This is a genomic window from Pseudomonas sp. CAN1, from assembly GCF_030462585.1.
Classification (GTDB): Bacteria; Pseudomonadota; Gammaproteobacteria; order Pseudomonadales; family Pseudomonadaceae; genus Pseudomonas.
The window spans coordinates 1-21,088 of sequence record NZ_JASMRU010000037.1 but is presented as its reverse complement, the minus strand read 5'-3'; the positions used below and the strand labels follow the sequence as shown (position 1 = coordinate 21,088).

Genomic DNA, 21,088 nt, shown 5'->3' with positions numbered 1-21,088 from the left:
CGTGCTAGAGCCTGCCGAGTCGCATATTGATCGGCCAACTCACCAGCCGGCGCTGCGCCGGCTCGCCCCAGAGCGCGGCGAAGTCGGCGGCGAAGCCATGCAGCAGGTCTTCGCGGCCGGCTTCGCGGGCCTTGCGCAGCGCCGACCAGGTGGAAACGTAGCCGAGGAATTCGTCGAGGTTCCACTCAAGCTCGATGGCGATGTCAGGGCCTTGCAGTTCGTTGAAGGGGAAGTCGAGGGTGGCGTAGCCGCTGTCCACCAGCTTGCGTTCGGCGGGCCAGTAGGGACCGATCTCGTTCCAGTAGAACTGCTCGAAGCGCGTGCCCAGTTCACCGTCCAGGCGCAGGACGCCGTAGCTGATCAGCGCAAGGATCGCTCCCGGCTGCGCCACGCGCCGCACTTCGCTGTAGAAGCGCGGCAGGTCGAACCAGTGGGCGGCCTGGGCGGCGGTGATCAGGCTGGCGCTGCGGCTGAGCAGTGGCAGGTCCTCGGCCTGGGCGCAGGCGTAGTTGACGTTTTCCTGCGGCGCGCTGTGGGTGATCTGTTCGGAGCTGGGGTCCAGCCCGACCACGGCGCTGAAGTGCTCGGCCAGTTGCCGGGTCAGTTGGCCGCTGCCGCAACCGACGTCCACCGCCAGCAGCCGGTCCGGCGCCAGGGCGGCGAGGGAGGCCGCCAGCTGCGGCGGGTATTCGGGGCGGAAGCGCGCGTAGGACTGGCCGCCCTGGTCGAACCAGTTGCGCGGTGGCGTGGAGGGGCTATTCATCGTGCTGCTCATTGCTGGGCACTCCCGTGGCAAGGCGTTGTTTGGTGGCCTGCAGACGCTGGGAAAAGTCGCGCTGCTGCAGCGCCCGGGCGGTGTCTTCGAGCACGCGCCGCAGGGGATGGCCGATCTCGGTTTCCAGCTCTTCGATGGTGTCGAAGGTGGCGGCCCAGTGGGCGCTGAGCTTGCTCACCAGTTTCTTCCCCGCCGGGGTCAGCTGGATCACGCTCTGCCGGCCATCCTCGCCGCGCTGACGGAGGATCAGGCCGGCGCTTTCCATGTGGCCGACGCTCTGGCTGATGGCGCCCTGGGTAAGGTGGGTGCGCGCGGTGATCTCGGTCACCGTCTTCGCTCCCGCGCGAATCGCCCGCAGCACCGGCGTATAGCGTGCCCGGTAGTTCAGGCCCATCTGCTGGTAGTGCTCCTCGGCGCCCAGCTCCACCAGTTCGGAGACTTGCCGTAGCAGTTCGCCCAGGCCGGGTTGGTTCCTTTTGGTCATCGCATGCGCTCGTGGACAGTCGTTGCAAAATTACATTAGCGCTAATGTAATTGGCAAGCGGTCAGCGAACTCGGACTGGCGTGTTTTGTGATAGCGGGGAGAGGTGGATGTCGCGCGGCGGTAGCCAGACTCAATCGTTCGGCCTGGGCTGGCAGCGGGATAGGAGAGGGAGGGGAACAGGCAACCAGGGCCGCCTTGCACGGCCCAGGCACGAGAGCAGAGCGGCCCGCCAGGCGGGCCGCTTGGGTCGTCACTCGGTTTGCGGGTCGAACTGCTTGTCGCGGATCAGCAGGGCAGGGATGACGCCGCAGATGAAGTACGCCGCGCCCATCACCAGGAAGCCGACGCCAATGGACATCTGCGTGGCAAGGAAGCCGATCACCGCCGGGGCGATGGCTGCGCCGATGCGGCCGATGTTGTACGCACCGCCCACTGCCGTGCCACGGAAGGCAGCGGCAAAGCTTTCGGTCATGTAGGTCGCGTTCACGCCGTAGGGGATGCCGTAGAGGAAGCCGAACACCACCAGCATCCAGAGGATGTTTTCCGGGCTGTGGAACAGCACGATCACCGGCAGGAACACGGCGGTGCCCAGGGCGCCGAAGGAGAACACGGTGCGCCGGCCGAACCAGTCGGCGGCGACGCCGGCCAGCACCTTGCCGAGGATCATCGCGGCGTAGGTGCCCACCAGGTAGGCGGTCATGGCCTTGAAGTTCATGCCCATCTCGGTTTCCAGGTACGACGGCATCCAGTTGTTCACGCCGTAGTAGCCGAACTGCAGGAAGCCGGCGGTGAGTGCCCAGAAGGTGAACATGCGGCTGGCCTTCGGGTCGGCGAAGATCTGTTTGAAGGCATTCTGCCGCGGTGCAACCGGCTGGCTCGACGGCCCGGCGGACTTGCGCTGCTGGCGCTCGGCCTGGGCCTGTACCCAGGCGGCCGGCTCGGGGATCAGCTTGCGCATGGCGATGGCCAGCACCACCGGGATGATGGCGATGTAGAACAGGTAGCGCCAGCCGTGGTCCGGCAGGATCCAGCCGGCCAGCAGGGTGGCGACGATATAGCCGACCGACCAGCCGGCCTGCAGGGTGCCGAGCACGGTGGTGCGGTACTTGGTCGGCACGTATTCGGCCATCAGCGTGTTGCACGCCACGTACAGCGCGCCCAGGCCCAGCGAGGCGACGAAGCGCGCGGCCGCGAACTGCCAGTAGTTGTGGGTGAGGCCGAGGATGGCGGTGCCGACCGAGAACAGCACGATGGTCCAGACCACGGTCTTGACCCGGCCGAAGCGGTCGCAGGCCCAGCCGCCGTAGATGCCGCCGAAGGCCATGCCGGCCAGGGTGACGCTGCCCAGGCTGCCGGCCTGGAGGTTGCTCAGGCCGAACTCGGCCTTGAGGCTGGTGAGGCTGTAGGAGAGCAGCATCAGGTCGGCGCCATCGATCAGCAGGCCGATGAAGCAGAAGGCGAAGACCAGGACCCAGGTCTTGTCCTGGGTGGCAGCGGTTGCAGCCGTTGCAGAAGCAGTGTTTTCCATGAACGAATTACCTGTTGTAGTTGTTGGCGGGGCGGTTGGCCGACCCTCGGTAAGCGTGCGTACGAATCCTGCCGGCGGGCGCGTGGTGCGTGGTCACGCGCCGCCGTGGTGGGTTGTCGGAACGGTTGGAGCAGGCGGTGCAGTCAGCCCTGGGCGGCGCGGATCATGTTGCGGGCGATGATCACCTGCTGGATCTGCGTGGTGCCCTCGTAGAGGCGGAACAGGCGGACGTCGCGGTAGAAGCGCTCGATGGCGTACTCGCTGACGTAGCCGGCGCCGCCGTGGATCTGCACGCAGCGGTCGGCAACGCGGCCGCACATCTCGGTGGCGAACATCTTCGCGCAGGAGGCTTCGGTGCTGACGTTGCGGCCTTCATCGCGCTTGCGCGCGGCGTCCAGCACCATGCAGCGGGCGGCGTAGATCTCGGCCTTGCTGTCGGCAAGCATCGCCTGGATCAGCTGGAACTCGGCAATCGGCTGGCCGAACTGCTTGCGCTCCAGGGCGTAGTTGAGCGCGTCGTCGAGCATGCGCTCGGCGGCGCCGACGCTCAGCGCGGCAATGTGCAGGCGGCCCTTGTCGAGCACCTTCATGGCGGTCTTGAAGCCCACGCCCTCGACGCCGCCGATCAACTGGCTGGCAGGGATGCGCACGTTGTCGAAGATCACGTCGCTGGTGTGCGCGCCTTTCTGGCCCATCTTGTGGTCCGGCTTGCCCAGGGAGATGCCCGGCGTGCCGCGCTCGACGATGAATGCGCTGATACCGCCGGAACCCTTGATCGCCGGGTTGGTGCGCGCCATCACCGTATAGATGCCGGCGTGCGGGGCGTTGGTGATGAAGCGCTTGGTGCCGTTGAGCACATAGAAGTCGCCATCGCGCACGGCGGTGGTCTTCAGCGAGGCGGCGTCGGAGCCCGAGTCCGGCTCGGTCAGGCAGAAGGCGCTGAGCAGTTCGCCGCTGGCGAGCCGGGGCAGGTAGTCGGCCTTCTGTTCCGCCGTGCCATCGATGAGGATGCCGATGGAGCCGATGCCGTTGTTGGTGCCGATGTAGGAGCGGAAGGCGGGGGAGGTGCGGCCGAGTTCGAAGGTGATGTTCACCTCTTCTTCCATGGTCACGCCCAGGCCGCCGAACTCTTCGGGGATGGTCAGGCCGAACAGGCCCATCTCGCGCATCTGCTCGACGATGTCCTGCGGGATGGCGTCGGTCTCGGCGACCTCGTTTTCCCGCGGGATCAGCACTTCGCCGACGAACTGGTGGATGGAATCCAGAAGTATCTGCAGCGTTTCTGGGTCTCGGATCATGTGCACTCCTCAACGGCCCACGAGCGGGCCTGTATTCCGAGGCACCGTCACCCGAGATTCAGCGAGCGGCGGCACCTATGTTGTTGACCATGTTGATCAGGCGAGGCCCGATGTCGTCCTCGAGCTTCTCCCGTGTCAGCTGGAAGCTCGGGCCGCCGCAGTTGAAGGCCAGCAGGCCGTACTGCGGATGTACCAAGGGCACGGCGACGGAGTTGACGTCGCGGTGCCATTCGCCGATGGACAGGCAGTAGCCGTAATCGGTGAAGTCCCTGAAGGCACGGTCCAGACCCTTGCGGATGGCCGGCCAGTTTTCCGGTTCGCGTTCACGAACGTGGTCGAGCAGGAATTCCCGCTCGTTCTCCGGCATCGCCGCGAGGCACGCGCGGCCCACCGAGCTCGCCGCCAGCGGCAGGTAACTGCCGATCTGCCGGCGCATCGTCATGTTTCCCTGGCCCTGCACGACGTCCACGTAGACCATCTGCAGTCGGTCGCGGGCGGCCATGGCCACCGCGGCCTGGGCGTGGTTGGCCAGCTCCTCCATCAGCGGATGGGCCACCGCGCGGATCGACAGGTTCGACAGCATCGCGTAGCCGAAACCCAGCACGCCGACGTCCAGCTGGTACTTGCCCGAATGCACCTCGCGCTTGAGGCAACCCAGGCGCATCAGGGTGTTGGTCAGGCGTGTCACGGTCGGCTTGGGCAGGTCGGTCTTGCGTGCCAGGTCCTGGTTGCTCAGCACGTTTTCCCGTGGCGTGAAGCAACGCAGGATCTCCAGGCCGCGAGCCAGGGCCGTCACGAACTGGCCGCTGTTTTCCTCTTCGCTCAGTGCCGTGGCGGGGTCATACAGTCCCCGTTCCAGCAGGCCGATCTCACCTTCGTTTTTCGTCGGCGCAGCCGAGTCCATCTCCGTCTTGTTGCGGCGCATGGTAGAACCCCTATTCACGGAAAATCAATAAAATAAAATGCAGTTTCGTCAGGCGAAATTGTAATGGGTCTGGAGAAGTTAGTACAGGCGTGCCCTTAAAAATATTCCAGGCCGCGTATTCATTGGCTTTTAGCGGGTGTCTCGATCTTCACCGTTTACAGGCTGGATGGGGTGTCACTATGATGAAATCGAAATACGGAATGTAGTTTCGTCAGACGAAACAACTATGAGGTCAAAGCTCCAATGAATACCAGCGTGGTTCATCTCGATATCCAGGCCGATGGTGTGGCGGTCGTCCGCATCGACCGACCGGAAGCCCGGAACGCCCTGAATGCTGCCGTGCGCCAGCAACTGGCCGAACACTTCCGTGCCCTCAGCGACAACCGCGAGGTTCGCGCGGTGGTGCTGACCGGGGGCGAGGAGTGCTTCGTCGCCGGGGCGGACATCCGCGAATTCGCCCAGGCCAGCCCCATCGAGATGTACCGCCGCCATACCGAACTGCTGTGGGAAGCCATCTCGCGCTGCCCGAAGCCGGTGATCGCCGCCGTGAATGGCTTCGCCCTGGGCGGTGGCTGCGAGCTGGCGATGCACTGCGACATCATCGTCGCCGGTGAGTCGGCACGCTTCGGCCAGCCGGAAGTGAAGCTCGGCCTGATGCCCGGCGCCGGCGGCACCCAGCGGCTGATCCGCGCCGTGGGCAAGTTCCAGGCGATGCGCATCGCCCTGACCGGCTGCCTGATCAAGGCGCCGGAAGCCCTGGCCATCGGCATGCTCAGCGAAGTGGTGGAAGACGCACGCACGCTGCCCCGCGCGCTGGAACTGGCCGCCGAGATTGCCGCACTGCCGCCGCTGGCCGTGGCGCAGATCAAGGAAGTGATGCTCGCCGGCGCCGACCTGCCGCTGGAAAGCGCCCTGACCCTGGAGCGCAAGGCCTTCCAGCTGCTGTTCGATTCGCAGGACCAGAAGGAGGGCGCCGCCGCCTTCCTGGAAAAACGTAAAGCCAGCTTCCTGGGGGAATGAGCATGACCCTTTCTATCGAGTGTATGGCCATCGTCGGCACCGGCGTCATGGGCAGCGGCATCGCCCAGATCGCCGCCCAGGCCGGCATCCAGGTGAAACTCTTCGACGCCCGTGACGGCGCCGCGCAAAGCGCCCGCGACAACCTCGGGCGGACCCTCGCCAAGCTGGCGGAGAAGGGCAAGATCACTGCCGCCGAGGCGGACGCCACCCTGGCGCGCCTGCTGGTCGCCGGCTCCCTGGGCGAGCTGGCGGATTCCGACCTGGTGGTCGAGGCAATCATCGAACGCCTCGACGCCAAGCAGGCGCTGCTGGCCGAGCTGGAAGCGGTGGTCAGCGCCGAGTGCATCCTCGCCACCAATACCTCGTCGCTGTCGGTCACCAGCATCGCCCGTGGCTGCCAGCACCCGCAGCGGGTGGCGGGCTTCCACTTCTTCAACCCGGTGCCGCTGATGAAGGTGGTCGAGGTGATCGACGGCCTGGCCAGCGACCCGCAGGTCGGCGACCGCCTGGTGGCGCTGGCTGCGCGCATGGGCCACCGCGGCATCCGCGCCAAGGACACTCCCGGCTTCATCATCAACCATGCCGGCCGCGCCTACAGCACCGAAGCGCTGCAGATGCTCAAGGAAGCCATCGCCGAACCGGCCGATATCGACCGTATCCTGCGCGAGGGCCTGGGCTTCCGCATGGGCCCGCTGGAGCTGTTCGACCTCACCGCGCTGGACGTTTCGCACCCGGTGATCGAGTCCATCTACAACCAGTTCTATCAGGAACCGCGCTATCGCCCGGCGGCGCTGACCCGGCAGATGCTCGAAGCCGGCTTCGTCGGCCGCAAGGTCGGCCGCGGTTTCTATCGCTATGCCGACGGCAAGATGATCGATGCGCCCGCACCGCAACCGGTGCCGAGCGTGGACGCGCTGCCGCCGGTGTGGATCGGCGCGGAGAATGACCAGGACCGCGAACGGCTCGGCGAACTGCTGAAGCAGCTCGGCGCGAAGCTGGAGCAGGGCGCCCAGCCGAGCAGCGAGGCGCTGTGCCTGCTGGCTCCCTATGGCGTCGATGCGACCACGGCCTGCCAGAACTTCTCTACCGACCCGGCGCGCACCCTGTGCATCGACTTGCTGCTGGACCTGCAGCGCCACCGCTGCCTGATGCAGAACCCGGCAACTTCCGCCGCCATGCGCGATGCCGCCCATGCCCTGCTGGCGGCTGACGGCGTGGGAGTCACGGTGATCAATGACAGCGTCGGCTTCGTCGCCCAGCGCGTGCTGGCGCTGATCGTCAACCTCGCCGGCGACATCGTCCAGCAGCGCATCGCCAGCGTCGACGACCTCGACGAAGGCGTGCGCCGTGGCCTGGGTTACCCGCAAGGCCCGCTGGCCTGGGGCGACAGCGTCGGCCCGGCGCGCCTGCTGACCATTCTCGAACGCATGACCGGCCTGGCCGGCGACGCCCGCTACCGCCCCGGCCCCTGGCTGCGCCGCCGCGCCGCGCTGGGGTTGTCGCTGCGCCATGCCGAGCCCGCGCTGGGCTGAGGCCCGGCGTCCACCTCTTTCAAGGAGACTTCCATGCTCAATGCCTTTATCTACGCCGGCCTGCGCACCCCCTTCGGGCGCCTTGGCGGCGCCCTGGCTCCGGTGCGCCCGGACGACCTGATCGCCCAGGTGATCCGCGAGCTGCTGGCGCGTACCAGCGTGCCCGGCGAAGCCATCGAGGACGTGATCCTCGGCAACACCAACCAGGCCGGTGAAGACAGCCGCAACGTCGCCCGCCATGCCGCGCTGCTCGCCGGCCTGCCGGTGACCGTGCCGGGGCAGACGGTGAACCGCCTGTGCGCCAGCGGCCTGGCGGCCGTCATCGACGCGGCGCGTGCCGTGACCTGTGGCGAAGGCGAGCTGTTCGTCGCTGGCGGCGTGGAAAGCATGTCCCGCGCGCCCTTTGTCATGGCCAAGGCCGAGGCCGCCTACAGCCGCGACCTGACGGTGTTCGACAGCACCATCGGCGCGCGCTTCCCCAACCCGAAGATCATCGCCGGGTTCGGCAACGACAGCATGCCGGAGACCGGCGACAACGTGGCCCGCGAGTTCGGCATCAGCCGCGAGCAGGCCGACCGTTTCGCCGCGCGCTCCCAGGCCAACTTCGAAGCAGCCCGCGAGGACGGCTTCTTCGCCGGGGAAATCCTCCCGGTCAGCGTGCCCACCGGGCGCAAGACGCCGCCGAACGTGGTGGAGCAGGATGAGCATCCGCGTCCGTCTTCCGACGAGGCCGCGCTGGCACGCCTGAAGCCGCTGGCCGAAGGTGGTGTGGTCACCGCCGGCAACGCTTCCGGCGTCAACGATGGCGCCGCTGCGCTGCTGATCGGTTCGGCAGCGGCGGGCGAGCGCCACGGCCTCAAGCCGCTGGCGCGGATTCTCTCGGCCGCGGCGGTCGGCGTGGAGCCGCGCATCATGGGCGTCGGCCCGGTGGAGGCGATCAACAAGGCGCTTGCCCGCGCCGAACTGACCCTGGCCGACATGGACATCATCGAGATCAACGAGGCCTTCGCCTCCCAGGTGCTCGGCTGCCTGCACGGCCTGGGCGTGGACTTCGACGATGCGCGGGTCAACCCCAATGGCGGCGCCATCGCCGTCGGCCACCCGCTGGGCGCTTCCGGCGCGCGGCTGGCGCTGAGCGTGGCGCGACAACTGCAGCGCACGGGTCAACGCTATGCGGTGATCAGCCTGTGCATCGGTGTGGGCCAGGGGCTCGCCATGGTTATCGAGCGCGCGTGAGCGCGCCTGCGAGGAGTTGAAGATGGGTGCTTTGAGCGGATACCGCGTACTCGACCTCAGCCGCGTGCTGGCCGGCCCCTGGTGCGGCCAGGTGCTGGCCGACCTGGGTGCGGAAGTGATCAAGATCGAACGTCCCGGCGTGGGTGACGACACCCGCGGCTGGGGCCCGCCCTACATGAAGGCTGCCGACGGCTCGGACAGCTCCGAGGCGGCGTACTACCAGTCGACCAACCGCAACAAGCTGTCGGTGGCGCTGAACCTGGCGACGCCGGAAGGCCAGGCGCTGGTGCGCGCGCTGGCCTGTGAATGCGACGTGCTGATCGAGAACTACAAGGCCGGCTCGTTGGCCAAGTACGGGCTGGATTACGACAGCCTGTCGAAGGTCAACCCGCGCCTGGTCTACTGCTCCATCACCGGCTTCGGCCAGACCGGCCCTCGTGCCGAGGAGCCCGGCTACGACTTCATCATCCAGGGCATGGGCGGGCTGATGAGCATCACCGGCGAGAAGGACGGTGTGCCCGGCGCCAGCCCGCAGAAGGTCGGTGTCGCCGTGTCCGACGTGATGACCGGCCTCTACTCGGTGGTCGCCATCCAGGCTGCGCTGCTGGCGCGGGAGAAGACCGGCCGCGGCCAGCACTGCGACATGGCGCTGCTCGACGTGCAGGTCGCCATGCTCGGCAACCAGAGCCAGAACTTCCTCGCCACCGGCCGCTCGCCGGGGCGCCAGGGCAACGCCCACGTCAACATCGTGCCGTACCAGGTGTTCAGCGCGCAGGACATGGACTTCATCATCGCCTGCGGCAACGACAGCCAGTTCGTCTCGCTGTGCGATGCCATCGGCCTGCCCGAGTTGCCGAAGGACCCGCGCTTCACCCGTAACGCCGACCGCGTGCGCAACCGCGACGTGATCGTCGGCAAGCTGGCCGAACACTTCCAGGGCGACACCGCCGACAACTGGGTGCGGCGCATCCACGCGATGAAGGTGCCGGTCGGCGTGATCAACGACATCGGCCGCGCGCTGGACGAGCCGCAGGTGGTCGCCCGCGACATGCTGGTGGAGATTCCCCATGCGCAGAACCCGGCGTTCCGCATGGTCGGCAGCCCGCTGAAACTGTCCGAGACCCCGGTGGAATACCAGCGCCCGGCACCGATGCTCGGCGAGCACACCGATGAGGTGCTCAAGCGTCGCCTGGGCCTCGACGACGCGCGCCTGGCTGTGCTCAAGGCCGAAGGTGTGATCGAGCAGCTGGGCAAACCCTGACGCTTCAATGGTCGCAAGAGAGTAGGGCGCATAACGCGCCAGCGTTATCCGCCGCCCCGTATGACGGCGGATAACCGCAAGCGGTCATTCGCCCTACGGTCGTTGAGTTCGTTCGCGAGCAAGCTCGCTCCTACAGGTGTTCCCCCATTGCTCTTCGTAGGAGCGAGCTTGCTCGCGAACCCATCGCAACCGCAGCGCCGATGCAAACCGGCGTTAGCCAAGGAAACAACCGAATGAAAGTACTGGTCGCGGTAAAACGCGTGGTYGATTACAACGTCAAGGTCCGCGTCAAGGCGGACAACTCCGGCGTCGATCTGGCCAACGTCAAGATGTCCATGAACCCCTTCTGCGAAATCGCCGTGGAAGAAGCCGTGCGCCTGAAAGAGAAAGGCGTCGCCACCGAGATCATCGCGGTCTCCGTCGGCCCGACCGCTGCCCAGGAGCAACTGCGTACCGCCCTGGCCCTCGGCGCCGATCGCGCGGTGCTGGTCGAGAGCAATGACGAGCTGAACTCGCTCGCCGTGGCCAAGGCCCTGAAAGCCGTTGTCGACAAGGAGCAGCCGCAGCTGGTCATCCTCGGCAAGCAGGCCATCGACAGCGACAACAACCAGACCGGCCAGATGCTGGCTGCGCTGACCGGCTACGCCCAGGGCACCTTCGCCTCCAGGGTCGAAGTCGCTGGCGACAAGGTCAACGTTACCCGTGAAATCGACGGCGGCCTGCAGACCGTTGCCCTGAACCTGCCGGCCATCGTCACCACCGACCTGCGTCTGAACGAGCCGCGCTACGCGTCGCTGCCCAACATCATGAAGGCGAAGAAGAAGCCGCTGGAATTCCTCCCACCCGATGTACTGGGCATTTCCATGGCCTCCACCGTGAAGACCCTCAAGGTGGAAGCACCCGCCGCGCGCAGTGCCGGCATCAAGGTGAAGTCGGTGGCCGAACTGGTCGAGAAACTGAAGAACGAAGCGAAGGTGATCTGATGGCTGTCCTGGTTGTTGCAGAACATTCCAATGGCGCGCTGGGCGCCGCAACGCTGAATACCGTTGCCGCCGCGCAGAAGATTGGCGGCGATATCAGCGTGCTGGTCGCTGGCCAGAACGTCGCTGGCGTGGCCGAAGCCGCTGCCAAGATCGCCGGTGTCGCCAAGGTGCTGGTCGCCGACAACGCGGCGTATGCGCACCAGCTGCCGGAGAATGTGGCTCCGCTGATCGCGTCCATCGCTGGCGACTTCAGCCACATGCTGGCCCCGGCCACCACCAACGGCAAGAACTTCCTGCCGCGCGTTGCCGCCCTGCTGGACGTCGACCAGATCTCCGAGATCACCGAAGTGGTCAGCGCCGACACCTTCAAGCGCCCGATCTATGCCGGTAACGCCATCGCTACCGTGCAATCCTCGGCTGCCATCAAGGTCATCACCGTGCGTGGCACCGGCTTCGACGCCGTGGCTGCCGAAGGTGGTTCGGCTGCTGTCGAAGCCGTTTCCGGCCCGGCCGATGCTGGCAAATCCGCCTTCGTTGGCGAAGAGCTGGCCAAGTCCGACCGTCCGGAACTGACCGCTGCCAGGATCGTCGTTTCCGGCGGCCGTGGCATGGGCAACGGCGACAACTTCAGCATTCTCTACTCCCTGGCCGACAAGCTGGGCGCTGCTGTCGGCGCTTCCCGCGCTGCCGTCGACGCCGGCTTCGTGCCGAACGACATGCAGGTCGGCCAGACCGGCAAGATCGTCGCTCCGCAGCTGTACGTGGCCGTCGGTATTTCCGGTGCCATCCAGCACCTGGCGGGCATGAAGGATTCGAAAGTGATCGTTGCGATCAACAAGGACGAAGAGGCGCCGATCTTCCAGGTTGCCGACTACGGCCTGGTCGCCGACCTGTTCGAAGCCGTACCGGAGCTGGAACGGACTCTCTGATCCGGCTCATTCCCCTGGCCGGGCCAGCGTCATCGGCCCGGCGTTTTGCCAACACCTCAGTAGAAAGAAACAACAACAATGAATACTCGTCGACTCCCTGTGCTGGTCTCCGGACTGGCGCTGCTGCCCCCGTTCGTCCACGCCGATTTCCTCGCCGACAGCAAGGCCAGCATCGAAACGCGCAATTTCTACTTCAACCGCGACTACCGCCAGAGCGGCGCCGCCCAGTCGAAATCCGAGGAATGGGCGCAGGGCTTCCTGCTGCGCTACGAATCGGGCTACACCGACGGCACCGTCGGCGTTGGCGTCGATGCCCTCGGCCTGCTGGGCCTGAAGCTCGACTCCAGCCCGGATCGTTCCGGCTCCGGCCTGCTGCCGTACTCCGCCAGCGACAAGCGCGCCGCCGATGACTACAGCGACCTCGGCCTGACCGCCAAGCTGCGCGTCTCCAAAAGCACGCTGAAGGTCGGCACGCTGCTGCCCAAGCKGCCGGTGGTGCAGTACAACGACACTCGCCTGCTGCCGCAGACCTTCCAGGGCGCGCTGGTGGAGTCCAAGGAGCTCGACGACCTCGACCTGCAGCTCGGCCAGCTGCGTGAAGTGAAGCAGCGTGATTCGTCCAACGACGAAGACCTGTCGATGACCCGCGGCAACAAGCGCAATATCGTTGCCGGCAGCCACCTCACCAGCGACCGCTTCAATATCGCCGGCGGCACCTACCGCTGGAGCAACCAGCTCAGCACCAGCTATCACTACGCCAACCTCGAAGACCTCTATCGCCAGCACTACGTGAGCCTGGTGCACACGCTGCCGATCGCCGAGGGCCAGTCGCTGAAATCCGACATCCGCTGGGCGCGCTCCACCGATGACGGCGGCAGCAACGTCGACAACCGCGCGCTCAACGCCATGTTCACCTACAAGCTCGGCAACCAGGCATTCGCCCTCGGCCTGCAGCGCATGTCTGGCGACACCGGCTTCGCCTACCTGTCCGGCACCGACCCGTACCTGGTCAACTACGTGCAGATCGGCGACTTCGCCAACAAGGACGAACGCTCCTGGCAGCTGCGCTACGACTTCAACTTCGCCACCTACGGGCTGCCCGGCCTGAGCCTGATGACCCGTTACCTGCGTGGCGACAACATCGACCTGCTGAACGGGCAGGGCAATGGCAAGGAGTGGGAGCGCGACACCGACGTCGGCTACCTGGTGCAGAGCGGCCCGCTGAAGAACGTCGGCTTCAAGCTGCGCAACAGCACCTTCCGCAGCAGCTTCGGCAACGACATGGACGAAACCCGCTTCATCGTCAGCTACACCTTGCCGATCTGGTAAGCCCCAGGGCCTGGCGGGACACCACGCTGTCCCGCCAGGCCCCCTTGTTGTCCGCGAATGTCCTCAGCGGCAATCGCTGTCTGCCTTAACGTTCTCCTCTACCCAGACAACAAGAATCCGCACCGCCTGCCGGCGCGGGAGAAGAGGGGAGCACCATGCCAAGACCCGCCACATCTTTCTTGCCGACCGCCTTGCTCGCCGTGGCCCTTGCCGCGCTGCTCGCCGGCTGCGGTGACGACGCCGCACCACCTGCCTCCCGCAACGCCGCCGCCCTGAAGCCCGCCGACCCGGCCCTGGCGAAGATCTACGACAGCAGCTGCAAGACCTGCCACGCCAACCCGGCCTCCGGCGCGCCCCAGAGCGGTGACGCCAAGGCCTGGCAACCCCGCGTCGCGCAGGGCAGCGACAGCCTGCTGGACCACAGCATCAACGGCTACAAGGGCATGCCGCCGATGGGCATGTGCATGCAGTGCTCGGAGGAAGAGTTCCTCGCGCTGATTTCCTTCATGTCTGGCCAACAGGTCCAATAAGTACGGGGGCTCCTCGATGGCTATTCATCTCACTCGCCGCCAACTGCTGCAGCACGCTGCCGTTGCCGGCGCGCTCGCGGCCATGGCCGGCAGCCCGCTGGCGGCAGAACTGGCACGGCCGAAACGGCTGATCCCCTGGCGCAACTGGTCTGGCGGGCAGAGCTGCCTGCCGCTGGCGCGCCTGGCGCCGCAGAGCCTCGACGAACTGGTCCAGGTGATCCGCCAGGCCGAGGGCAAGGTCCGCCCGGTAGGCTCGGCACACTCCTTCAGCGCCCTGGTGCCCACCGACGGCACGCTGGTCTCGCTGGCCTACTTCAGCGGGCTGCTCAGCCATGATGCGGCGACGCTGCAGGCGGAGTTCGCCGCCGGCACGCCGATGTCGCTGATGGGCGCGGCGCTGAAGGAGGTCGGCCAGGCACTGCCGAACATGGCCGACATCGACTACCAGACCCTGGCCGGGGCGATCTCCACCTCGACCCACGGCACCGGCGTTGGCTTCGGCTCCTATTCCTCCCGCGTCACCGGCCTGCAACTGGTGACCGCCGGCGGCGAGGTGCTCGACTGCGACGCCCAGCGCCACCCGGAAGTCTTCAATGCCGCGCGGGTTTCTCTCGGCGCCTTCGGCGTCGCCACCCGCGTGCGCCTGCAGAACCGCCAGGCCTACCGTCTGCACGAGCGGCAGTGGGTCGCCAGCACCGAGGAACTGCTGGAGGACGTGGAGAAGAACACCCGCGAGAACCAGCACTGGGAAATGCAGGTCATGACCCATTCCGACTACGCGCTGTCCATCGCCCTCAACGAAACCACCGACCCGGCCACGCCACCGCTGGACCCGGCCGAGGAGGGCGGCAACCAGTTCGTCAGCATCATCGAGGGCCTCGACAAGTACGGCAGCGACTTCCCCGCGGCGCGGCGCTTCCTGCTCAACAGCCTGCGTCATGTCGCCAGCTTCGATGACCGCGTCGGCGACTCGTACGACATCTACGCCAACGTGCGCAACGTGCGCTTCAACGAGATGGAGTACTCCGTCCCGGCGGAGCACGGCCCGGCCTGTCTGCGCGAGATCCTCAAGCTGATCAACGACAAGGACCTGCGCACCTGGTTCCCCATCGAGTACCGCTACGTGAAGGCCGACGATATCCCGCTGAGCATGTTCGAGGGCCGCGACAGCTGCTCGATCTCCGTGCACCAGCACTACAGCATGGACCACCACAACTTCTTCGCCGCGGTCGAGCCGATCTTCTGGAAATACGCCGGCCGGCCGCACTGGGGCAAGCTGCACACGCTCAATGCGCGCACCCTGCAACCGCTGTATCCGCGCTGGAAGGAATTCACCGAGGTACGCCAGGCCCTGGACCCGCAGGGCAAGTTCCTCAACGCCCACCTGTCGTCGATTCTCGGCGTGGCCTGACAAGGAAGAACAACCCATGAAACGACGCAATTTCATCGTCGGCGCGGCCGGGGCAGGCGTCCTGCTCGCCGGTGCCGGCGCCTGGCTGCGGCCGTCCGACCACGGCGCCCCGTACGACGACTACTTCGCCAAGCTCAACCGCGAACTGCGCGAGCACGGGCCGATGCGCCCGGTGATGCTGATCGACCTCGACCGCCTGGATCACAACGTCGACAGCGTCATGCAGTCGGTGCGCCGCACCGGCAAGCACCTGCGCGTGGTGGAGAAGTCGCTGCCGTCGCCGCAGCTGCTCGACTACATCGCCAAACGCGCCGGCACCCGGCGGTTCATGTCGTTCCACCAGCCGTTCCTCAACCACGACGCCGAACGCTTCGCCGATTCCGACCTGCTGCTGGGCAAGCCGCTGCCGGTGGGCTCGGCGCAGCAGTTCTACCAGAGCCTGCGCGGCCCCTTCGACCCGACCCGGCAGTTGCAATGGCTGCTCGATACCCCCGAGCGCCTGCAGCAGTACCTGACGCTGGCCCAGGGGCTGAACACCCGCATGCGCATCAACATCGAGTTGGACGTGGGCCTGCACCGCGGCGGCGTGGCCGATCACGAAACCCTCGGCAAGATGCTCACCATCATCGGCGCCAACCCACAGCACCTGGAGTTCGCCGGCTTCATGGGCTACGACCCCTTCGTCGGCATGGGCGTGCCCGGCATCCTCGGCTCGCCGGAGGAGCTGTTCGCCAAGGTCATGACCCTCTACAACAGCTTCGTCGACTACGCCCGCAGCCAGCACCCCACGCTGTGGAAACCGGACCTGACGCTGAACACCGCCGGCAGCCCGAGCTTCCGCATGCATGAGAACGAACGCACCAGCAGCGAAGTGTCGGTGGGCTCGGCGCTGGTCAAGCCGACCCACTACGACCTGCCCTCGCTGGTGGAGCACCAGCCCGCCGCCTTCATCGCCACCCCGGTTATCAAGAGCACCGGCGCGGTGCGCATTCCGGCGCTGGACGACAAGTCGAAGCTGTTCTCCTGGTGGGACCCGAACCAGCGCGAGACCTTCTTCATCTACGGCGGCAACTGGCTGGCCGAGCCTGAATCGCCGAAGGGCCTGCAGTTCAACGAGCTGTTCGGGCGCAGCTCCAACCAGGAAATGGTCAACGGCTCCAGCGCCGTCGGCCTGAAGGTGGACGACCAGGTATTCCTGCGGCCGACCCAGTCCGAGTCGATCCTCCTGCAATTCGGCGACCTGCTGGCGGTGCGCGGGGGGCGCATTGTGGATCAGTGGCCGGTGTACGACTGAGCACCGCGTCGAATCAAGCCCAGGCCAGCGATCTGGGCTTTTTTCTGTCCGCAGTTCTCTGGCGGAAGGGGCGCCACTCTCGGGCCGCGCGGCCAGGCGTTGCGAGGGGGTACTGTAATATTCTGTTACGCCTGCCCTTGATCTGCCGGCGAACGCGTTATGATGCGGCCATCGCGCGCCGGCCACATAACAACAACTGCCGGCGCCCCGTTCGAGAGCAGCCTGCATGCCCCACACAAGCATCGATGCGCAATTCGACCTGGCGCTGGTTTCGCCCTTCCTGCTGCAGACCCTTGCCGAGGTCGCCAGCGACCTGGGCGTCAGCGACGAACGGCTGTGCCTTGGGCTGGGCTTTACCGCCGAGGAGCTGCAGGACCCGGCGCAGCGCATCAGCTACCGGCAGACCGTGGCGATGATCCAGCGCGCCCTCGCGGCGTTGCCCGAGCGCGGCCTGGGCCTGCTGGTCGGGCACCGCAACGTGCTCGGCACCCTGGGGCTGCTCGGCCATGTGCTGTCGCTGTGCAGGACCCTGCGCGATGCCTTCGAGCTGGGCCGGCGTTTCCAGCACACCACCGGCGGCATTGCGTTGTGCAACCTGATCGAGGGGCCGCAAGAGAGCTTCATCGAAGTCGAGTGCCGGCTGCCGTATGCCGATATCCAGGTGTTCGCCGTGGAGGAGTTCTTCGCCAGCCTGCTGGTCTACAACCGCACCCTGATCGGCCCGCAGTTCCAGCCGCTGCGCTTCGAGTTCACCCATGCCGCGCCCAGCTACGAGGCCGAGTACCAGCGTCTTCTCGGGCCGAACCTGCAGTTCGGCTGCCTGCACAACCGTGTGGCCATCGCCAGCCACTGGCTCGACGTGCAACTGCCCAGCCACCATCCGGTTGCCCTGCGCCAGGCGCTCAGCCTGCTGGAGGCGGAGTCCGCCCAGGGGCAGAAGACCGACCTGCTGGAAACGGTGGAGCGCGCCATCGCCCGCGACCTGGCCCAGGGCAGCCCGATCGACAAGGTGGCCGGCGAGCTCAACATCAGCAGCCGCACCCTGCGGCGGCGGCTGGGCGAGCACGGCGTGACCTTCGATGCGCTGCAGGACCAGGTACGCCGCGCCCGTGCCATCAGCCTGCTGGGCAACCCGGACATGCCCATCGAGCGCATCGCCGAAGCCCTCGGCTACAGCGACGTGCGCGGCTTCCGCCGGGCCTTCAAACGCTGGACCGGGCAGAGCCCGTCGGCCTGCCGCGACGAGGCGGCGTCGGCGCACTGAGCCCAACTCCTGCGGGCTTTCATTGACACGGCACAAGGGTGGGGCGCGCCTCGGCGGTTAAGGTCATGAGGACCCATCATCGAGGAGCACAGCATGTACGAGCATGTCCTGGCCGCCGTGGACGGCAGCCCCGTTTCCTTCCGCGCCCTGGCCGAAGGCGCCCGACTGGTCCGCATGAGCGGCGGCGAGCTGCACGTCATCACCATCGTCGACCGCCCCCTGGGGCACCTGCCTTACTACGCGAAGTACTACGACGCCGAGGCGCTGCACGCCGCTGCGCTGAAAGCCGCCGACGACATCCTCGGCAAGGCGCGGGAAGTCATCGCCGAATACGCCGTGCCGGCCACTTACCAGCGAATCACGATGGAGACCACCGGCGAGGAAGTCGCCGACCGCATCGAGCGCGAAGCCGACGCGGTCAAGGCCGACGCCATCGTCATGGGCACCCATAGCCGTCGCGGTGTGCATCGGCTGATGCTCGGCAGCGTCGCCGAGGGCGTGCTGCAGTCGAGCAAGCGCCCGGTGTTGTTGGTCCGCAATCAGTAGAACGGCCGTCTGCCGCGCTCAGACGCGCAGCGCGGCCAGCGCCACCAGCCACAGGCCGAGGGTGGCGAGGAAGTTGATGGTGAACACCAGCCCGCGCAGACGCACGTTGCCGGTGAAGATCTGCACGGCGCTGTGGGCGAGGCGCCCGGCGACGAATATCCAGGCCAGCCAGAGGGCGGCGGTGGGCGCGGCGTGCTGCTGGATCAGCAGCAGGCAGGCGATGTGGAAGAACAGCGGCCACTCGAACTGGTTGGACAGGTTGGCGCTGATGCGTGGCTCCAGGGTCGCCCAGGGGTTGCTGCCATCCGCGCGCTGGCCGATGCCCCAGACCTTGGGCGCGCGGGCGACAGTCAGCAGGACGTAGAGCAGGGCGGCCAGCGCAACGTGTGCGGCCATCGGCAACAGCAGTGGGTGCATGGGCGGTGATCCTTCACGGGCTAGGAGGGGCGGATCGCAGTATGGCCCATGAGCGGGAGCCGTCGCAGCAGCATTCGCGTTGGCTTCAGCCGGCGCCGCTCGCGCAGTCCTGCAGGCACTGCCGGGCCTTGCGCAGGTCCGGCGAGGCGAAGCCTTCGCTGAAGCGCTGGCAGACCGGCTGCAGTATCTGGCTGGCCTGTTCTGGCTGCCCCTGCATCCGTAGCAGCTGCGCCAGGCTGGTGGCCGCGCGCAGTTCCCAGGCCAATGCGCCTTGCTCACGGGACAGCGCCAGGGCGCGGGTCAGCAGGGTTCCAGCGCCGAGCAGCGATTCGCGGTCACCGCGGGCCAGCAAGGCCTCGGCTTCATTGCGCAGGATTTCCGCCGCGCACCAGCCGGCCGCGCCGGTGCGGGCGCGCATCAGCTGCGCCTGGTCGCCGGGCAGCGGTCGGCCGCCGAGGGTCTGGACGATGTCACGGACCAGCCCGACCGCCGGCGCGGCGCCAGCGGTCGAATCCTCGAAACCCATGGCCCAGGCATAGTGCCGCGCCCAGTCGGTGAACAGCGGCACGCGGTGCTGCTCGGCCACCTCGATCATCAGCTGGACGCGGCTGCGGGCCTTCTCCAGTTCACCGTTGTAGAACGCGATCACGCAGCCGGCGGCCGCCAGGCTATACGCGATGGAAGCGCTGTGGCGCATCTGGCTGGCCAGTTCGATGGCCTGGGCGGCCATGCTTTCGGCCTGCTCCGGCAGGCCGCGTAACCAGAGAGTGCGGGCCTGGGTGGCGAGGGAGGCAACCTGCTGGTCGTACTGCACGCCCAGGCACGGCGCGAAACGGTTGGCTCGGCTTTCGTGTTCCAGCCGCTGCAGCACCCGCGCACCCACCGCTTGCGCCTGAACCTGATCCCCCGAGTAGTGCAACGCCAGCACCTGCAGGCGCAGGGCGCTGGTGGCGAGCAGTTCGCCCTGGCCTTCGCTGAGGCGTGCGAAGTCCTGGCTACGTTCGGCGGCCTGCTGGTACTGGCCGGCCCAGAGGGTCACGGCGAGGCCGCCGGAGAGAGCGGTCAGCTCGCCATCGCGGTCGCCGATCTGTTGGGCCAGGAAGCGCGCGTTCTGGAAGGCTTCGTCAGCCTGGCGGTTGCGCACGTCATGGTAGGTGGTGTTGCCCAGGGCCAGCTCCAGGCGCATCGCCAGCGGCAGCGACGAGGTGGATTCCGCGCTGAGCAGGCCCAGCGCGGCACTGACGAAGGGGCCATATTCGTGCAGCAGCGACAGCTCCTGCCACAGCGGCGAGGAGCTGGCCGTCAGGCTGATCGCCAGGCTGTGCCGGACCTCCGCTCCCAGGCCCCAGTCCAGCGCCGCACGCACCTCGGCGAGCCAGGGCGAATAACGCTTCAGCCAGCCCTGTGCGGTGGCTTTCTCCCATTCATCCTGGGCGCGCTGCATGACGCTCTGGCACAGCGCCAGGTGGCGTTCGCGCGCCGCCGCTGACTCGCCCTCGGCATCGAGCTTTTCCAGGGCGTAGAGGCGCGTCGGTTCCAGCAGGCGATAGCGTGCTTCGTCGTGGCGGATTTCGGTGATCAGCAGCGATGCGGCGCTCAACTGATTCACCAGCAGGAAGGCCGTAGCGATATCGGCCGGCTGGCTGATCACGGCGGCGATGGAGTCCAGCGAGAAGCTGCCGCGAAACACGCTCAGGCGGCGCAGGCAGTTCTGCTCGGCTGGGCGCAGCAGTGCGTAGCTCCAGTCGAGCATGGCGCGCAGGTGTACGTGGCGGTTCAGTGCGTCATCGGACTGCAGCGGCAGGTCCAGGTAGCCGCCCTGCAACAGCGTTTCGATGGCGTCATCGTCGAGGTGCCCGGCCGCCAGTTCCAGGGCCAGGGGAATGCCGTCCAGGCGCCGGCAGATTTCACCGATGCGCGGCAGGTCCTCGGGGCGCAGCTCGAAGTCTTCGCGGCTCTCCCTGGCGCGCTCGACCAGCAGCGCAACGGCCGGGTAGCCCAGGGCATCCTCGATGCTGGCGAGCTGGGCGGGCGGGCAGGCCAGCGGACGCAACAGGTGGATGTGCTCGCCATTGGCGCGCAGGCCTTCGCGGCTGGTGGCGAGGATATGAAGGTGCGGCGCCTGGCGCAGCAGGCACTCCACCAGGCGCGCGACGGCGTCGATGAGGTGCTCGCAGTTGTCGATCAGCAGCAGCATCTGCCGGTCGGCCGCCTGGGCACAGATGYGCTCCAGCGACTCGCCGGCCAGGCCCGGAATGCCCAGGGCGGAGGCGAGGGTGCTGTGCAGCGGGCGGGCGTCCTGCAGCTGGGTCAGGTCGAGCATGCG

At 67.0% G+C, this 21,088-nt stretch carries 19 protein-coding genes; 12 read left to right on the top strand and 7 right to left on the bottom strand.

Annotation, left to right across the window (positions count from 1 at the left end):
- Positions 1 to 4 precede the first annotated feature (4 nt).
- From QO207_RS27630 to QO207_RS27610, 5 genes are all read right to left on the bottom strand, one after another.
- Complete coding sequence (locus QO207_RS27630) at positions 5 to 763, bottom strand: class I SAM-dependent methyltransferase (protein ID WP_301535445.1); 759 nt, start codon at positions 761 to 763, stop codon at positions 5 to 7.
- Complete coding sequence (locus QO207_RS27625; protein ID WP_301535444.1) at positions 756 to 1,259, bottom strand: MarR family winged helix-turn-helix transcriptional regulator; 504 nt, start codon at positions 1,257 to 1,259, stop codon at positions 756 to 758. The genes QO207_RS27630 and QO207_RS27625 overlap by 8 nt, the downstream gene beginning before the upstream one ends.
- A gap of 250 nt (positions 1,260 to 1,509) precedes the next feature.
- Positions 1,510 to 2,787 carry an MFS transporter gene (locus QO207_RS27620; RefSeq protein ID WP_301535443.1) on the bottom strand — a complete coding sequence of 426 codons (1,278 nt, stop codon included), beginning with the start codon at positions 2,785 to 2,787 and terminating at the stop codon, positions 1,510 to 1,512.
- 143 nt (positions 2,788 to 2,930) lie between these two features.
- The gene (locus QO207_RS27615; RefSeq protein WP_301535442.1) at positions 2,931 to 4,085 is read right to left on the bottom strand and encodes an acyl-CoA dehydrogenase family protein; all 1,155 of its coding nucleotides are present in this window, start codon (positions 4,083 to 4,085) and stop codon (positions 2,931 to 2,933) included.
- A 58-nt stretch (positions 4,086 to 4,143) separates the two neighbouring features.
- A complete protein-coding gene (locus tag QO207_RS27610; RefSeq protein WP_253449983.1) occupies positions 4,144 to 5,010 on the bottom strand; it encodes an IclR family transcriptional regulator in 867 nt (288 codons plus the stop codon).
- 243 nt (positions 5,011 to 5,253) lie between these two features.
- Here QO207_RS27610 and QO207_RS27605 point away from each other — a divergent pair, with 243 nt between their 5' ends.
- The 12 genes from QO207_RS27605 (at position 5,254) to QO207_RS27550 (ending at position 18,345) form a co-directional block, all read left to right on the top strand.
- Positions 5,254 to 6,030 carry an enoyl-CoA hydratase gene (locus QO207_RS27605; protein ID WP_301535441.1) on the top strand — a complete coding sequence of 259 codons (777 nt, stop codon included), beginning with the start codon at positions 5,254 to 5,256 and terminating at the stop codon, positions 6,028 to 6,030.
- 2 nt (positions 6,031 to 6,032) lie between these two features.
- On the top strand, positions 6,033 to 7,562 hold the full coding sequence (locus tag QO207_RS27600) for a 3-hydroxyacyl-CoA dehydrogenase (protein WP_301535440.1): 1,530 nt from the start codon (positions 6,033 to 6,035) through the stop codon (positions 7,560 to 7,562).
- A 33-nt stretch (positions 7,563 to 7,595) separates the two neighbouring features.
- Complete coding sequence (locus tag QO207_RS27595) at positions 7,596 to 8,798, top strand: 3-oxoadipyl-CoA thiolase (protein ID WP_301535439.1); 1,203 nt, start codon at positions 7,596 to 7,598, stop codon at positions 8,796 to 8,798.
- Between the two features lie 22 nt (positions 8,799 to 8,820).
- Positions 8,821 to 10,059: a CaiB/BaiF CoA-transferase family protein gene (locus QO207_RS27590; protein ID WP_301535438.1), complete on the top strand. Its 1,239-nt coding sequence runs from the start codon at positions 8,821 to 8,823 to the stop codon at positions 10,057 to 10,059.
- A gap of 233 nt (positions 10,060 to 10,292) precedes the next feature.
- A complete protein-coding gene (locus QO207_RS27585; protein WP_301535437.1) occupies positions 10,293 to 11,042 on the top strand; it encodes an electron transfer flavoprotein subunit beta/FixA family protein in 750 nt (249 codons plus the stop codon).
- On the top strand, positions 11,042 to 11,971 hold the full coding sequence (locus tag QO207_RS27580) for an electron transfer flavoprotein subunit alpha/FixB family protein (protein WP_301535436.1): 930 nt from the start codon (positions 11,042 to 11,044) through the stop codon (positions 11,969 to 11,971). Before QO207_RS27585 ends, QO207_RS27580 begins: the two co-directional genes overlap by 1 nt.
- A 78-nt stretch (positions 11,972 to 12,049) precedes the next feature.
- Positions 12,050 to 13,300, top strand: coding sequence for an OprD family porin (locus tag QO207_RS27575; protein ID WP_301535435.1), 1,251 nt, complete (start codon positions 12,050 to 12,052; stop codon positions 13,298 to 13,300).
- Between the two features lie 155 nt (positions 13,301 to 13,455).
- Positions 13,456 to 13,830: a cytochrome c5 family protein gene (locus QO207_RS27570; protein ID WP_301535434.1), complete on the top strand. Its 375-nt coding sequence runs from the start codon at positions 13,456 to 13,458 to the stop codon at positions 13,828 to 13,830.
- Between the two features lie 16 nt (positions 13,831 to 13,846).
- Entirely contained in the window at positions 13,847 to 15,241 is a 1,395-nt protein-coding gene (locus tag QO207_RS27565; RefSeq protein WP_301535433.1) for a D-arabinono-1,4-lactone oxidase, read from the top strand.
- A gap of 85 nt (positions 15,242 to 15,326) precedes the next feature.
- Positions 15,327 to 16,535 carry a DSD1 family PLP-dependent enzyme gene (locus QO207_RS27560; protein ID WP_301535464.1) on the top strand — a complete coding sequence of 403 codons (1,209 nt, stop codon included), beginning with the start codon at positions 15,327 to 15,329 and terminating at the stop codon, positions 16,533 to 16,535.
- A 226-nt stretch (positions 16,536 to 16,761) separates the two neighbouring features.
- The gene (locus tag QO207_RS27555; protein WP_301535432.1) at positions 16,762 to 17,799 is read left to right on the top strand and encodes an AraC family transcriptional regulator; all 1,038 of its coding nucleotides are present in this window, start codon (positions 16,762 to 16,764) and stop codon (positions 17,797 to 17,799) included.
- A gap of 93 nt (positions 17,800 to 17,892) precedes the next feature.
- Positions 17,893 to 18,345: a universal stress protein gene (locus QO207_RS27550; RefSeq protein WP_301535431.1), complete on the top strand. Its 453-nt coding sequence runs from the start codon at positions 17,893 to 17,895 to the stop codon at positions 18,343 to 18,345.
- 18 nt (positions 18,346 to 18,363) lie between these two features.
- Here QO207_RS27550 and QO207_RS27545 read toward each other — a convergent pair whose 3' ends face one another.
- Together QO207_RS27545 and QO207_RS27540 are read right to left on the bottom strand one after the other, a co-directional pair.
- Positions 18,364 to 18,762 carry an MAPEG family protein gene (locus tag QO207_RS27545; protein WP_301535430.1) on the bottom strand — a complete coding sequence of 133 codons (399 nt, stop codon included), beginning with the start codon at positions 18,760 to 18,762 and terminating at the stop codon, positions 18,364 to 18,366.
- 85 nt (positions 18,763 to 18,847) lie between these two features.
- Positions 18,848 to 21,088, bottom strand: a 2,241-nt coding sequence (locus QO207_RS27540; protein ID WP_301535429.1) for a transcriptional regulator, incomplete at its 5' end; no start/stop codon positions are given.

Excerpts from the sequence above, each read along its gene's own strand:
- QO207_RS27545 (WP_301535430.1), bottom strand. The coding sequence starts at position 18,762 with ATGCACCCACTGCTGTTGCCGATGGCCGCACACGTTGCGCTGGCCGCC.
- QO207_RS27630 (WP_301535445.1), bottom strand. The coding sequence starts at position 763 with ATGAATAGCCCCTCCACGCCACCGCGCAACTGGTTCGACCAGGGCGGC.
- QO207_RS27580 (WP_301535436.1), top strand. The coding sequence starts at position 11,042 with ATGGCTGTCCTGGTTGTTGCAGAACATTCCAATGGCGCGCTGGGCGCC.
- QO207_RS27605 (WP_301535441.1), top strand. The coding sequence starts at position 5,254 with ATGAATACCAGCGTGGTTCATCTCGATATCCAGGCCGATGGTGTGGCG.
- QO207_RS27625 (WP_301535444.1), bottom strand. The coding sequence starts at position 1,259 with ATGACCAAAAGGAACCAACCCGGCCTGGGCGAACTGCTACGGCAAGTC.
- QO207_RS27555 (WP_301535432.1), top strand. The coding sequence starts at position 16,762 with ATGCCCCACACAAGCATCGATGCGCAATTCGACCTGGCGCTGGTTTCG.
- QO207_RS27590 (WP_301535438.1), top strand. The coding sequence starts at position 8,821 with ATGGGTGCTTTGAGCGGATACCGCGTACTCGACCTCAGCCGCGTGCTG.
- QO207_RS27610 (WP_253449983.1), bottom strand. The coding sequence starts at position 5,010 with ATGCGCCGCAACAAGACGGAGATGGACTCGGCTGCGCCGACGAAAAAC.
- QO207_RS27600 (WP_301535440.1), top strand. The coding sequence starts at position 6,033 with ATGACCCTTTCTATCGAGTGTATGGCCATCGTCGGCACCGGCGTCATG.
- QO207_RS27620 (WP_301535443.1), bottom strand. The coding sequence starts at position 2,787 with ATGGAAAACACTGCTTCTGCAACGGCTGCAACCGCTGCCACCCAGGAC.
- QO207_RS27570 (WP_301535434.1), top strand. The coding sequence starts at position 13,456 with ATGCCAAGACCCGCCACATCTTTCTTGCCGACCGCCTTGCTCGCCGTG.
- QO207_RS27595 (WP_301535439.1), top strand. The coding sequence starts at position 7,596 with ATGCTCAATGCCTTTATCTACGCCGGCCTGCGCACCCCCTTCGGGCGC.
- QO207_RS27550 (WP_301535431.1), top strand. The coding sequence starts at position 17,893 with ATGTACGAGCATGTCCTGGCCGCCGTGGACGGCAGCCCCGTTTCCTTC.
- QO207_RS27565 (WP_301535433.1), top strand. The coding sequence starts at position 13,847 with ATGGCTATTCATCTCACTCGCCGCCAACTGCTGCAGCACGCTGCCGTT.
- QO207_RS27615 (WP_301535442.1), bottom strand. The coding sequence starts at position 4,085 with ATGATCCGAGACCCAGAAACGCTGCAGATACTTCTGGATTCCATCCAC.